A 13,713-nucleotide genomic window follows, 5' to 3' on the forward strand; every position below is an offset into this window, starting at 1 on the left:
GCTCCTGCATGACCTGCCTGAAGCAATTATTTCGTTGTGGAGACTGCCGTCATGGCCAATGAGCTCTATACCCGTACCAATCAAAAGATTTATTTCGCCGGACTGTCTCTGGAGGCGCTCGCCAAGGCCGAAGAGGGGCGGGCGATGAACTCCCTCGCGCTGATTCAGGCCGGTCGTGAGTCGGCTCTGTTTCACCTGTACGGTGCGCTGCTGGGTTTATGTCACGAGATCGCCGGTTTCTACCGTTTGCCTCAGGCCAATGCGTCCCGGGCCGAATCGTTGCTGACTCGCGAAGTCCTGGACACCATTGCTATTCCTGAACTGGCCGAGATGATCGAGCTGGCGAACAACCCGGAAACCTGGCTGGCCAAGTTGCTGGCGGCCCATCAAGCACTGTTTCAGCCTCCGCGGGCGCCGCACAAGCCGAAAGGGGATGTGACGCAGCCGCTGATTCTCGCGGTGAACCTGGACGAGGAAGAGGCGCCGGACGAGTTGGGCCGCGAAGAACTGGAAAGCTGGCGTCAGAACCTGAAAGGGTTGGCAATTCGGTTTCGTGACGGTTTGAATGAGTGCTGACAGAAACGCTTTTGCGATGGCATCTGGTCAAGATCCCGAGCGAAGCCTGACCGATGCCTATATAATCCCCGCCTTTCGTGGAGAACAGACCTTTATGCCAACGTCCTTTCTAGAAATTGTCGAGTTACCAGACGGCCGTATCGAGCTTCGCAGGGCTGAGGACGAGGGTTCTCTGGTTACTTTGGATTTCTCCGAGGACGCAAAAGCGTTCCTGCAAGGCCAGCACGTGGAAGTCGCCAAGGCGATGTTGAGCGTCGGTGTTCAGATGGCCGGGCGGCTGGTTGAAGGCGAACTCGACAAGGAAGAGGGGCCGCGGGTCCTTCATTGACCCCGCCCGTCGGTTTTTCAGGATGTACTTGCAGATCGGCTTCTCTGTCCCTGGAGAAGCCTCGCGCCATTCAGGGCGCGTCATGTTTATCAGTTAACCCAGTCGAATGTTCAGGCTTTGAGCGTCCCCGGTCCGGGCAGCGCTGATCAACTGTTGTCGCGAGTTGGCGGTCAGCGTATTGAGCCAGCTGACAACTGTATGGCTGCGACCCAGGCGCAGGGCTTCGCAGGCCAGTTGTTGAGCGCTCTGGGTGCCGCGCGGTTGCAGCAGCAGAATACGCTCGCGATTAAGACCGGCGTCCCGCAGCCAAGCCTGGGTCAGGCTGGCAGGCGGGGCGATCAGCGTCAGCCAGCGCGCATCCTGATCCTGGCTCAACTCCCTGAGGATTGGCGCCAGAAGGTTCAGGCAATTCCCGGCTGCACCACGCAGAGACAACTCACTGAAGACCTCGGGTTCGGCGCTCCACGGCGACTCGACCACTTCCTTCAGAATCGGCGCCAATGGCTGCGCCATGAACGCTTCGAACAACGGCAGTTGGGCTTGCTGTGATGTATGTGGGAACTGCATAAAGCCTCCTTTAGCGGCGAATGACGCCGACACTCAAGCCTTCGATCACCAGTTCCTGATCTTTAAGGTTCACTTCGATTGGGGCGAATTCAGGGTTTTCGGCGATCAGCCAGACTTTGCTGCCATCGCGCTTGAAACGCTTGACGGTCACTTCGTCGCCGATCCGTGCGACCACGATCTGGCCGTTACGGGCTTCACGGGTGGTATGCACGGCCAGCAGGTCGCCGTCGAAAATACCCACGTCCTTCATGCTCATGCCATGAACTCGCAACAGATAGTCGGCGCGGGGATGGAAGAACGAAGGATTGATGTTGCAGGATTCCTCGACGTGTTGCTGAGCGAGGATCGGTGCGCCAGCGGCGACACGGCCAATGATCGGCAGGCTGGAGTCGTCGGCCTTGGCCTCGAAACCGGGAATGCGAATCCCGCGGGAAGCACCGGGCGTCATTTCGATCGCGCCTTTGCGGGCAAGCGCCTTGAGGTGTTCTTCTGCCGCGTTTGGCGATTTGAAACCCAGTTCCTGAGCGATTTCCGCACGGGTTGGCGGGTAGCCGTTGTCTTCTAGGCAGCGTTTGATGAAGGCCAGAATCTCTGCTTGGCGTGGCGTCAGCTTTAGCATAATGATCGCTCTGTCTTTTTATACAGTGACTGGGATTATATACAGTGAAACGGTCTTGGCAATGCCCCTTTTCTGGCATGCCGCCAGACGGTCGATCAGCCAGCTGATTAAAGCTGTCCGGTTGTATGGTTAAATGTCTGACTGACCATTCCCAAAACGAACCGCCAGACTTGACAATACGTAGACTGAAACGTATGTTTCAAACAAGTGTTTGTCAGGCGGAGTAGTCATGGCCCAGTCGGAAACCGTAGAACGCATTCTTGATGCTGCCGAGCAGTTGTTCGCGGAAAAAGGTTTCGCCGAAACCTCGTTGCGTCTGATTACCAGCAAGGCCGGTGTCAATCTGGCTGCGGTGAATTATCACTTCGGGTCAAAAAAGGCGCTGATCCAGGCGGTCTTTTCTCGTTTTCTGGGGCCGTTCTGCATCAGTCTCGATAAAGAGCTGGAGCGGCGCCAGGCCAAGCCAGAGAACAAGGCGACGCTTGAGGAGTTGCTTGAAATCCTCGTCGAGCAGGCCCTTGTCGTGCAGCCACGCAGTGGCAACGATCTCTCTATCTTCATGCGTTTGCTGGGGCTGGCCTTCAGTCAGAGCCAGGGGCATTTGCGTCGTTATCTGGAAGACATGTACGGCAAGGTGTTTCGCCGCTACATGATGCTGGTCAACGAAGCCGCGCCACGTATCCCGCCGATCGAACTGTTCTGGCGCGTGCACTTCATGCTGGGTGCCGCTGCGTTCAGCATGTCCGGCATCAAGGCTTTGCGCGCCATCGCCGAAACCGACTTCGGGGTGAACACCTCCATCGAGCAGGTCATGCGACTGATGGTGCCGTTCCTGGCGGCTGGTATGCGTGCCGAATCCGGTGTCACCGATACAGCCATGGCCAGCGCGCAGTTGCGTCCGCGTAGCAAGTCGACACCGGTTGCCGCCAAGGTTTAACCCTGCACGGGTGGGCGCGGCAGCTGACATCCGCTAAGCTAGCCGCCCATGCCGACTCTCGTTCTGAATCCGCTCCCTCTTGATATCGTCGACCTGCCGGGCAGTGCCCATGGCGGCGGCGAATGTGTGCGAGCCGGGTTTTTCGTTATCAAGGAATCTCTATGACTGCTGGCCTGCAAGGCTCGTTGATGGTGGACGTCGCCGGTACCTGGCTGACGGCTGAAGATCGCCAATTGCTGCGCCAACCCGAGGTGGGTGGCCTGATTATTTTCGCTCGCAACATCGAGCATCCGCGTCAGGTCCGCGAGTTGAGTGCCGCCATCCGTGCCATCCGCCCTGATCTGTTGCTGGCGGTGGATCAGGAAGGCGGGCGCGTGCAACGTTTGCGCCAGGGCTTCGTGCGACTGCCGGCGATGCGTGCCATTGCCGATAATCCGAATGCTGAATACCTGGCCGAGCAGTGCGGCTGGATCATGGCGACCGAGGTGTTGGCCGTTGGCCTGGATCTGAGCTTCGCGCCGGTGCTTGACCTCGACTATCAGCGCAGCGCCGTGGTCGGCACCCGTTCGTTTGAGGGCGACCCGCAACGTGCGGCGCTGCTGGCTGGGGCATTCATTCGCGGCATGAACAGTGCAGGCATGGCTGCCACCGGCAAGCATTTTCCCGGTCACGGTTGGGCCGAGGCCGATTCCCATGTCGCGATTCCAAACGACGAGCGCAGTCTCGACGAAATCCGCGCCAACGACCTGGTGCCGTTCGCCAGGCTGAGCAAGCAACTGGCAGCGGTCATGCCGGCCCACGTCATCTATCCGCAAGTCGATTCCCAGCCTGCCGGTTTCTCCCGGCGCTGGTTGCAGGACATTCTGCGCGGTGAACTGCAATTCGACGGTGTGATCTTCAGTGATGACCTCTCCATGGCCGGCGCCCACGTAGTGGGTGATGCCGCCAGTCGCATTGAAGCGGCCTTGACCGCCGGGTGCGACATGGGCCTGGTGTGCAACGATCGTGCAGCCGCCGAGCTGGCTCTGAGCGCCGCGCAACGCCTGAAGGTCAAGCCGTCCGCGCGCATTGCGCGGATGCGCGGTCAGTCGTTCGCGAACATCGAATACCGTCAGGATCCGCGTTGGCTGATCGCCGTCGGCGCGCTCAAAGACGCTCAATTGATTGATTAAGGACGGTTCGTTATGACGGTTTACGCGATTATCGGTGGTACTGGCCTGACTCAACTCGAAGGCCTGAGCATTCGTCAGTCATTGGCGGTGGACACCCCTTACGGCGCGCCTTCTGCCGAGGTGCAGATCGGCGAGTACGCAGGCAAGGAAGTGCTGTTCCTTGCCCGTCATGGTCACCCGCACCGTTTTCCGCCGCATCAGGTGAACTACCGTGCCAACCTTTGGGCGCTGAAGCAGGCCGGAGCCGAGGCCATTCTCGCGGTCAATGCCGTCGGTGGCATTCATGCGGCGATGGGCACCGGGCATTTTTGCGTGCCGCATCAGTTGATCGATTACACCAGCGGCCGCGAGCACACCTACTTTGCCGGTGACCTGGAGCACGTTACGCATATCGACTTCAGCTATCCCTACAGCGAATCGCTACGTCAGCAGTTGGTCGCGGCGCTGGCGGCAGAAGGCGTCGGTTACAGCAGTCATGGCGTGTATGCCTGTACCCAGGGCCCGCGACTGGAAACCGTGGCCGAGATCGCGCGTCTGGAGCGTGACGGGTGTGACATCGTCGGCATGACGGGTATGCCGGAAGCGGCCCTGGCTCGTGAGCTGGAACTGGATTACGCCTGTCTGGCGCTGGTGGTGAATCCGGCGGCGGGCAAGTCGACGGCGGTGATCACCATGGCGGAGATCGAGCAGGCGTTGCATGACGGGATGGGCAAGGTGAAGTCGACGTTGGCGCGGGTGCTCAAGGGCTGAGGTCAGGCTTGGCACCGAGTCGCTTCCATCGCGGGCAAGCCCGCTCCCACATGGTTATCACAGCGCCTGTGGGAGCGAGCCTGCTCGCGATAGCGATCTGTCAGGCGCCGCAGATCTCAGCGCTTTTCGAGTTTATCCGGTAACGGCGCGAACAACGCCTCGATATCATCGCTCTGCAGTTTCCAGTCCCCGGCCTGACGCCCATCCAGTACGCCCGCCGCGAGGTCGGATTTTTCCTTCTGCAGATGCTGAATCTTCTCTTCCACCGTGCCGCGCGCAATCAGCTTGTAGACGAACACCGGTTTCTCCTGGCCGATGCGATAGGCGCGGTCGGTGGCCTGGTTTTCTGTCGCCGGGTTCCACCACGGATCGTAATGAATCACCGTGTCTGCTTCCGTCAGGTTGAGGCCCACGCCACCGGCCTTCAGGCTGATCAGAAAGATCTGACGTTTGCCGCTCTGAAATTCCTTCACAGGCGTGCGTCGATCGCGGGTCTGTCCGGTCAATAGGGCGTAGGCCACACCGCGTTTGTTCAGTTCATCTTCGATCAGCGACAGCATCGAAGTGAATTGCGAGAACAGCAGAATCCGCCGTCCCTCCTCAAACAGCTCTTCGAGCATTTCCATCAGGCTGTCGAGTTTGCCCGACGTACTGCCACGTGCCGGCAGGGTGGCGTCGTTGACCAGGCGTAAATCGCAGCACACCTGGCGCAGTTTCAGCAGCGCCTCGAGGATGATGATCTGGCTGCGCGCCACGCCTTTGCGGGTGATCTCGTCACGAACTTTCTTGTCCATGGCCAGGCGCATCGTTTCATAAACGTCGCGTTGGGCTTCGTTGAGCTCGACCCAGTGGATGATCTCGGTTTTCGGCGGCAACTCGGTCGCCACCTGTTCCTTGGTGCGACGTAGCAGGAAGGGTTTGATCCGACCGTTGAGGTGTTGAAGTCTGACTTCGCTGGCGCGCTTTTCAATCGGCACGCGGTAATCGCTGTTGAAGCTTTTGACGTCGCCCAGCCAGCCCGGCAGCAGGAAGTGAAACAGCGACCACAATTCACCCAGGTGGTTTTCCAGTGGTGTGCCGCTCAGGCACAGGCGCTGGCGCGCATTCAGTTCGCGCGCTGCCTGGGCGGCCTTGCTGTTCGGATTCTTGATGTATTGCGCTTCGTCCAGCACCAGTACGTGTAATGGCTGAGCCGCCAGGCGTTCGACATCCTTGGGCAGCAAGGCGTAGGTGGTCAGGATCAGGTCGTAATCGGCCAGGTTGTCGAAATGCTTTTTGCGGCTGGCGCCATACAGCGCCAGCACCTTGAGTTGCGGTGTGAAATGCGCCGCTTCGTCGAGCCAGTTGGGGATCAGGCTGGTAGGCATCACCACCATGCACGGCCGGTCGAGGCGTCCGGCGTTTTTTTCGGTCAGCACATGCGCCAGGGTTTGCAGGGTTTTACCCAGGCCCATGTCGTCCGCTAGGATTCCGCCGACTTCCAGTTGCCGCAGCGACTGCATCCAGCTCAAGCCTTCCAGCTGATACGGCCGCAGTGTCGCGTTCAAGCCTTCCGGCGCTGTGGCGGTGTAGTCCTTGATGTCCCGCAGGCGCTGGGCAAAGGTACGAATCTGCTCGCCGCCTTCCCACAACAACGGCAGGTCTTCCAGTGGATTCAGGCGCGTGGCGTCGGCCTTGCTCAGGCGTAATGTGGTGTCACCAGGCTCTTGCAGGTAGAACTCGCCGAGGGTTGCCAGCACCGGTTTCAAGCGCCCGAAGGGCAGGGCGACTTGCAAGGGGCCGTGTTCGGAGTTCGGCCGGTTGGGAATGTTCACCAGGATCAACTCATCGTCGCGCCGTCGGGCGAGGCGTTCCGGGTTGAGGATTTCGGTGTGGGAACGCATCAGGTTCAACAGGATCGGCAACAGGCTCAGCCGCTCGCCATTGACGATGATGCCCAGTTCCAGGTCAAACCAGTCGCGTTCCGGCGCCTGTTCGACCGTGGCGTACCAATCGTCCACGGCAGTCAGGTCGAAACCGAAGTCTTCGTTGATCTGCAGTTCCCAGCCCTGGGTGCGCAGCTTCGGCAGTTCATTGAGGGTGAAGGTCAGCCAGGCGCTGTCATTGACCATCTCGAACAATTCGCCGGCACTTTCCGGCAGGGCTTTGCTCTGGCGGGTAGCGACTTTGAAGCCGAGGATCCGCAGCTGTTCCCGGTAGGACTGTTCCACGTCCGGATGGCGTTTTATCCGTAGGGTCTGTGTTTCCTGGCGAATCAGGATGTCGGTATTTTTCTGCCCGGAGACGTACTCGTCCAGATAACTGAAGGACAGCGCCGCGCGATGCTGGATATAGCGCTGCATCTTGCCATTGCGTGGCTCGAAGGCGCTGAACTCGATGCTCGCCAGCCACAGGCGCGGCACGGGCTGCACGTTATCCACCAGTACTTGGGGCGGTGCTTTCGGGCTGCGGTTTTCCAATACGCCTTGCAGCTTCTCCAGAAGCTCGGCGTCTTTGGCGGCGGCGGGGTAATCGAGGGTTTCCTGCACCTGAAGCAAGACCGCCGCGCAATGTTTGCAATTGTTGTGCACCGGACAAGAGCAGGTGGCATCGACCATCAGCAAGGTGCCTTTGGCTGACTCACGCAGGCGAATGGTCTGACGATAAACGTTACCGCCAGAGCCTTCGCACGCAGCGATGATGGTCGCGTCGCCGGCCTCGACTATCCTGACGCGGTTCTCCAGGGCGTAGCGGCGGCCGCGTTCGAGGCTCTGTTCCTTGAAGCGGCTGACCCAGGAGGGTGCCAGGGGTTTGCTCAGGGTCGCGGACATAAGGACTCAATCAGTCCGGAATTTCATCGGGGGCTGGCCGAGGTGCTGGGGTGGTCAGCGAGGTGATCTTGATCAGCAGGCCAAGGTGGCCGGCGTCGAGAAAGTTCAGCTGTCCATTTTTGGTATGGCTCTGGGTTTTCAGGCGTTCACTGGCGGTGACCAGGCCATCGGCGTTGATCTGGTTGATCCAGAAGTCTGCGTCGACGTCGGTGAAACGGCCCAGTGTCAGGCTCAGTGTGCCCTCGATCGGGAATTGGCCGAATTGATCCTTGCCCTCGCTGATCGCGACTTTGGTGGCTTGCTCGCCAAGGGTTTGTTGCCAGGCCTTGTGCAGCAACACCGTGTAGTCAGTGCTGGCGCTGAGTTTTGTCACTTCGCCATTGAGGCTCGGCGTGCGCAGGCTGTCGGGGCTGATGGACTGTGCGCCGGCGGCCCAGTCTTCCGGCGCGGCGCGACTGACGATGGCCGGCACAGCGTTTTGACGGACCAGAATCATTTCGACTTGATACAGATCGGCGGCAAACGCCGTGGGGGTGACCAGGGAAATCATCAAGGTCAGTAAGCGAAACAGGCGCATGCGGCGTCCTTCAAGCAGTTTTCGGGATGAGGCGCTCAAACAGCGCCTCTACAGTATTAAAGCGCTCTTCCGCGCGTTCCATCGGGACCATGAATTTAAACACCGTGGCCCCTTCGAATTTGTAGCGTTTGGGCTGGCTCTGGATCAGTTTGATCAGGGTCAGCGGGTCGACCGGGGTTTGCGCCGCGAACTCGATGCGGCCCCCTTGCGGACCGCCATCGACTTTCTTGATGCCCAGCAACTCGGCCTGCAATTTCAGGGCGGTGATGCGCATCAGGTTCTTGGTCGGCTCCGGCAACAGGCCGAAACGGTCGATCATTTCCACTTGCAGGTCCTTGAGGCCTTCTTCGTCGGTGGCCGAGGCGATGCGCTTGTAGAGAATCAGTCGTGCGTGGACGTCCGGCAGATAATCCTCGGGAATCAGTGCCGGCACCCGCAAGTTGACCTCCGGGCCACCGCCCAGCGGTTGATCGAGGTTCGGCTGTTCGCCCTTGCGGATCGACTTCACCGCGCGCTCGAGCATTTCCATGTACAGCGTGAAACCGACTGCCTGGATCTGTCCGCTCTGGCCATCGCCGAGCAATTCGCCGGCGCCACGGATTTCCAGGTCATTGGTGGCGAGTACGAAGCCCGCGCCGAGGTCCTGGGTGTTGGCGATCGCTTCCAGGCGCTTTTCCGCGTCCGGAGTGATTTGCTGGCGCGGCGGTGTCAGCAGGTAGGCATATGCCTGGTGGTGACTGCGTCCGACCCGGCCGCGCAACTGGTGCAACTGTGCCAGGCCGAACTTGTCGGCGCGCTCGATGATGATGGTGTTGGCGCTGGGCACGTCGATGCCGGTCTCGATGATGGTCGAGGCGATCAGCACGTTGAAGCGCTTGTGGTAGAAGTCGCTCATGACCTGTTCGAGCTCGCGTTCGCGCATCTGCCCGTGACCGATGCCGATCCGTGCCTCCGGCACCAGTTCGGCGAGATCGGCGGCGCATTTCTCGATGGTCTTCACGTCGTTGTGCAGGTAGTAGACCTGGCCGCCACGCAGCAGCTCGCGGAGCAGGGCTTCCTTGACCGTGCTCTTGTTCTGCTCCATGACGAAGGTCCGCACCGACAGGCGACGCGCCGGCGGCGTGGCGATGATCGACAGGTCGCGCATACCCGACACCGCCATGTTCAGCGTGCGCGGAATCGGTGTGGCGGTCAGGGTGAGAATGTCGACTTCGCTGCGCAGTGCCTTGAGCTGTTCTTTCTGGCGCACACCGAAACGGTGTTCTTCGTCGATGATCACCAACCCGAGGTTTTTGATTTTGACGTCGTCCTGCAACAACTTGTGCGTGCCGATGACGATGTCGATCTTGCCTTCGGCCAGGTCCGCCACCGCCGCATTCACTTCCTTGACCGACTTGAAGCGGCTCATCACTTCCACGGTCACCGGCCAATCGGCGAAACGGTCGCGGAAGCTGTTGTAGTGCTGTTGGGCGAGCAGGGTGGTCGGCACCAGAATCGCCACTTGCTTGCCGCCGTGCACGGCGATGAACGCGGCGCGCATGGCCACTTCGGTCTTGCCGAAACCGACGTCGCCACACACCAGGCGGTCCATCGGTTTTGGCGCGAGCATGTCTTCGCGCACCGCTTCGATGGTGGTTTGCTGATCGGGCGTTTCTTCGAACGGGAAACCGGCGCTGAAGGTGGCGTAATCGGCTTTCGGGTCGGCGAACGCATAGCCTTCGCGGGCGGCGCGGCGTGCATAGATGTCGAGCAATTCGGCCGCTACGTCGCGTACTTGTTCAGCGGCTTTGCGCTTGGCTTTCTGCCAGGTCTCGGAGCCGAGGCGGTGCAGCGGGGCCAAGGCATCGTCGCTGCCGGTGTAGCGGGCGATCAGATGCAGGTTGGCTACCGGCACGTAGAGCTTGGCGCCCTCGGCATATTCCAGGGCGAGGAATTCGGCGGTCTGGCTGTCGATTTCCAGGGTGGCGAGGCCGAGGTAGCGACCGACCCCGTGATCGATATGCACCACCGGTGCGCCTTCGCGCAGTTCGGTGAGGTTCTTGATCACTGCATCGTTGTTGGCGTCGGCGCGTTTTTCGCGGCGACGGCGCTGCATCACGCGCTGACCGAACAGCGGGCTTTCGGCAACCAGGGCCAGGGCTGGATCGTCCAGCAGCAAGCCTTCATCGAGCGGCGCGATAGTGATCGCCAGGCGTTCCTTGCCGGCGACGAAGTCCGGCCAGCTGTCGACGGTTTTCGGTCGCAGTTTCAAACGTTCCAGCAGTTCCAGCAGCACTTCGCGGCGACCTGCGGATTCGGCGGTAAACAGTACGCGTCCGGGAAACTCGTCGAGAAAACCCGCCAGCGCCGCCAGCGGTTGGGTGGCTTTGGCTTCGATGGCCAGGTTCGGCAGTTCCCGGGCAGGGAAGCGTTCGCGACCGACGCCGGTTTCCACGTCCTGTTGACTGGCGACCACCCGTGGCCAGTTTTTCAGGCGCGCAAAGCAGTCTTCCACCGGCAGGAACAACTCGGCGGGCGGTAATAAAGGACGGGATGGGTCGACGCGTCGCTCTTCATAGCGATTGCGCACGTCATTCCAGAAGTTTTCCGCCGCCTGTTCGATGCCTGGCAATGAGAACACTTGAGTGTCCTGGGGCAGGTAATCGAACAGCGTTGAGGTTTCCTCGAAGAACAACGGCAGGTAGTACTCGATGCCGGCCGGGGTAATCCCGCTGCTCAAGTCCTGAAAGATCGGGCAGCGGCGGAAGTCGACGTCGAAGCGCTCGCGGAAGCGTGCCTTGAAACGGGTCACGGCTTCTTTCTGCAGCGGGAATTCCTTGGCCGGCAACAGCTTGACCGAATCGACCTTGTCGATGGAACGCTGGTTCTCCGGATCGAAGGTGCGCAGGGTTTCGATTTCGTCGTCGAACAAGTCGATCCGGTAAGGCAGCTTGCTGCCCATCGGGAACAGGTCGATCAGCGAGCCGCGCACCGTGAATTCGCCATGCTCGTACACGGTATCGACGTAGCGGTAGCCGGTGGCTTCAAGGCGAGTGCGCATTTGCTCGACGTCGAGCTTCTGGCCGACCTCCAGCACCAGGCTGCTGCCAAGCAGAAATCTGGTCGGTGCCAGGCGGTGCAGGGCGGTGGTGATCGGCACCACCAGCACACCGTGCGCCAGTTCGGGCAGTCGATACAGGCTGGCGATGCGCTGGGAAATGATGTCCTGGTGCGGCGAGAACAGATCGTAGGGCAGGGTTTCCCAGTCGGGGAAATGCAGCACAGGCAAATCCGGGGCGAAGAAACTCAGCTCCTGTTCCAGCCGTTCGGCGCTTTGGCTGTCGGCGGTCAGTAGCAGGGTAAAGCGCTTGGCCGCGCTGGCGGCCTCGGCGATGGCCAGGCTCAGGGCGGCACCGGGCAGGTTGCCCCAATGCTGTTTACCTGCCGCGGCAGGGAGATGCGGTAGACGCAGAACGGGCACGGAAGGTTGAGCTCCAAGCGTTGCGACAAAGTCGGTAATTGTAGCGGCCTCGGGTGCCGCCTGTCAGTTGCAGACTGTGTCTATTACGCCGGTTTGGCGAAATGTAGTGGTAAAGACAAAAAATGCCTGTTTTTTATCAAAAATTATTGAATATGTAGTGGTAAAACGAACGAGTGTTACGGAGGGTTACGCACAACACGACGTAGCCCACTGAAAAAGTGAGTGTGCTGCAAGCCCCGGTTTTATTGGGTTTGCGCGAGGCGTGATTTTTTTGAACGGAGAATTGTTACGGATCGCACGACAGGCGCGCATTGCTACGCGAGTCACTCGGCGGCATAATGTAGCCCCTTTTTTCTGCCCCTACATGTGGAAGGTTCCCGTGACTCAGAAGCCCGACCAGTGTCTTGGTGAATGGATCGACCGTGAAGCACTCGCAGAAGCGATGATTCCGCTTATCGGTCAGCTCTACCGCAATAACAACGTGGTGAGCTCGATCTATGGCCGCAGCCTGATCAATCGTTCAGTCATTGCGATTCTCAAAGCTCACCGCTTTGCTCGTCATCGTCAGTCCGACGACAGCGAGCTGTCCGTCCACGAAACATTCCCGCTGCTCAAGGCGATGAGCGAGCTCAAGCTCGGCGCCGCTTCGGTAGACCTGGGCAAGCTCGCGGTCAAATTCAAGACCCAGGGCAATGGTCGCACTGTCGAGCAGTTCGTCCGTGAAGAACTGGCTGACGTGGTTGGCCAGCAGAACGCTTCCGCTCGCAAAGGCACCGACGTGGTCCTGTACGGCTTCGGTCGTATCGGCCGTCTGCTGGCGCGCATCCTGATCGAGAAAACCGGTGGTGGCGACGGCCTGCGTCTGCGCGCCATCGTTGTCCGCAAGGGCGCCGAGAACGATCTGGTCAAGCGTGCGAGCCTGCTGCGTCGTGATTCGGTTCATGGTCCGTTCGATGGCACCATCACCATTGATGAAGCCAACAACACCATCACCGCCAACGGCAACCTGATCCAGGTTATCTACGCGAAAAACCCGACTGAAGTGGACTACACCCAGTACGGCATCAAAGACGCGCTGCTGGTGGATAACACTGGCGTATGGCGTGACGCCGATGGCCTGGGCCAGCACCTGGCCTGCCCGGGTATCGACCGCGTTGTCCTGACCGCGCCTGGCAAAGGCAAGCTGAAGAACATCGTTCACGGCATCAACCATGCCGAGATCACCGCTGACGACAAGATCATTTCGGCCGCTTCCTGCACCACCAACGCCATTGTGCCGGTGCTGAAGGCCGTGAATGACAAGTTCGGCATCGTCAACGGTCACGTTGAAACGGTTCACTCGTACACCAACGACCAGAACCTGATCGACAACTTCCACAAGGGCGATCGCCGTGGCCGTAGCGCCGCGCTGAACATGGTCATCACCGAGACCGGTGCTGCCACTGCCGCTGCCAAGGCCCTGCCTGAGCTGGCCGGCAAGCTGACCGGTAACGCGATCCGCGTTCCGACGCCAAACGTGTCGATGGCCATTCTCAACCTGAACCTTGAGAAAGCCACCACCCGTGACGAGATCAACGAGTACCTGCGCCAGATGGCCATGCACTCCGATCTGCACAAGCAAATCGACTACGTCAGCTCGCAGGAAGTGGTTTCCACCGACTTCGTTGGCTCGCGCCACGCAGGCGTTGTGGACGCTGAAGCGACCATCACCCAGGACAACCGCGTTGTACTGTACGTTTGGTACGACAACGAGTTCGGCTACAGCTGCCAGGTGGTTCGCGTGATGGAAGACATGGCCGGTGTAAACCCGCCTGCGTTCCCGCGCTAAGCCTTAGCGGCACATGAAAACGCCCCGACATTGTCGGGGCGTTTTTGTTTGGGCGATTGTCGTGTCCAAATCATGCGCCAATCACAAAA

11 protein-coding genes are annotated in these 13,713 nt (G+C 60.0%); 6 read left to right on the forward strand and 5 right to left on the reverse strand.

Features of this window, described 5'->3' with window-relative positions; genetic code table 11:
* Window positions 1-51: 51 nt before the first annotated feature.
* Window positions 52-576 carry a DUF6586 family protein gene (locus ACX3YF_RS17180; RefSeq protein WP_458973970.1) on the forward strand — a complete coding sequence of 175 codons (525 nt, stop codon included), beginning with the start codon at window positions 52-54 and terminating at the stop codon, window positions 574-576.
* Window positions 577-670: 94 nt separating this feature from the next.
* The gene (locus tag ACX3YF_RS17185) at window positions 671-904 is read left to right on the forward strand and encodes a hypothetical protein (protein ID WP_047538925.1); all 234 of its coding nucleotides are present in this window, start codon (window positions 671-673) and stop codon (window positions 902-904) included.
* Window positions 905-997: 93 nt separating this feature from the next.
* On the opposite strand, the gene sulA is transcribed toward ACX3YF_RS17185, so the two are convergent.
* Together sulA and lexA are read right to left on the reverse strand one after the other, a co-directional pair.
* A complete protein-coding gene (gene sulA, locus ACX3YF_RS17190) occupies window positions 998-1,471 on the reverse strand; it encodes an SOS-induced cell division inhibitor SulA (protein WP_047531365.1) in 474 nt (157 codons plus the stop codon).
* A gap of 10 nt (window positions 1,472-1,481) precedes the next feature.
* Entirely contained in the window at window positions 1,482-2,090 is a 609-nt protein-coding gene (gene lexA, locus ACX3YF_RS17195) for a transcriptional repressor LexA (RefSeq protein WP_047531364.1), read from the reverse strand.
* 229 nt (window positions 2,091-2,319) lie between these two features.
* Here lexA and ACX3YF_RS17200 point away from each other — a divergent pair, with 229 nt between their 5' ends.
* The 3 genes from ACX3YF_RS17200 to ACX3YF_RS17210 all read left to right on the forward strand — a co-directional run bounded on the left by ACX3YF_RS17200 (window position 2,320) and on the right by ACX3YF_RS17210 (window position 4,949).
* Window positions 2,320-3,027, forward strand: a complete 708-nt coding sequence (locus ACX3YF_RS17200; RefSeq protein WP_090463765.1) for a TetR/AcrR family transcriptional regulator — start codon at window positions 2,320-2,322, stop codon at window positions 3,025-3,027.
* 161 nt (window positions 3,028-3,188) lie between these two features.
* Window positions 3,189-4,199, forward strand: a complete 1,011-nt coding sequence (gene nagZ, locus ACX3YF_RS17205; protein ID WP_458973971.1) for a beta-N-acetylhexosaminidase — start codon at window positions 3,189-3,191, stop codon at window positions 4,197-4,199.
* 12 nt (window positions 4,200-4,211) lie between these two features.
* Window positions 4,212-4,949 (forward strand): S-methyl-5'-thioinosine phosphorylase, encoded by a 738-nt coding sequence (locus ACX3YF_RS17210; protein ID WP_458973972.1) that lies wholly within the window; start codon window positions 4,212-4,214, stop codon window positions 4,947-4,949.
* Window positions 4,950-5,065: 116 nt separating this feature from the next.
* Here the strand turns inward: ACX3YF_RS17210 and ACX3YF_RS17215 are convergent, their stop codons facing one another.
* The 3 genes from ACX3YF_RS17215 to mfd are packed head-to-tail and all read right to left on the reverse strand — an operon-like array spanning window position 5,066 to window position 11,796.
* Window positions 5,066-7,759 carry a DEAD/DEAH box helicase gene (locus tag ACX3YF_RS17215; protein ID WP_288098334.1) on the reverse strand — a complete coding sequence of 898 codons (2,694 nt, stop codon included), beginning with the start codon at window positions 7,757-7,759 and terminating at the stop codon, window positions 5,066-5,068.
* Between the two features lie 10 nt (window positions 7,760-7,769).
* On the reverse strand, window positions 7,770-8,336 hold the full coding sequence (locus tag ACX3YF_RS17220) for a CsiV family protein (protein ID WP_130205914.1): 567 nt from the start codon (window positions 8,334-8,336) through the stop codon (window positions 7,770-7,772).
* Between the two features lie 10 nt (window positions 8,337-8,346).
* Window positions 8,347-11,796 carry a transcription-repair coupling factor gene (gene mfd / locus ACX3YF_RS17225; protein WP_458973973.1) on the reverse strand — a complete coding sequence of 1,150 codons (3,450 nt, stop codon included), beginning with the start codon at window positions 11,794-11,796 and terminating at the stop codon, window positions 8,347-8,349.
* A 364-nt stretch (window positions 11,797-12,160) separates the two neighbouring features.
* On the opposite strand from mfd, the gene ACX3YF_RS17230 reads away from it, so the two are divergent.
* Window positions 12,161-13,624 carry a glyceraldehyde-3-phosphate dehydrogenase gene (locus tag ACX3YF_RS17230; RefSeq protein WP_047531350.1) on the forward strand — a complete coding sequence of 488 codons (1,464 nt, stop codon included), beginning with the start codon at window positions 12,161-12,163 and terminating at the stop codon, window positions 13,622-13,624.
* The last annotated feature ends 89 nt before the right edge of the window (window positions 13,625-13,713 follow it).

Source organism: Pseudomonas fluorescens group sp. PF-69 (genome assembly GCF_054481235.1).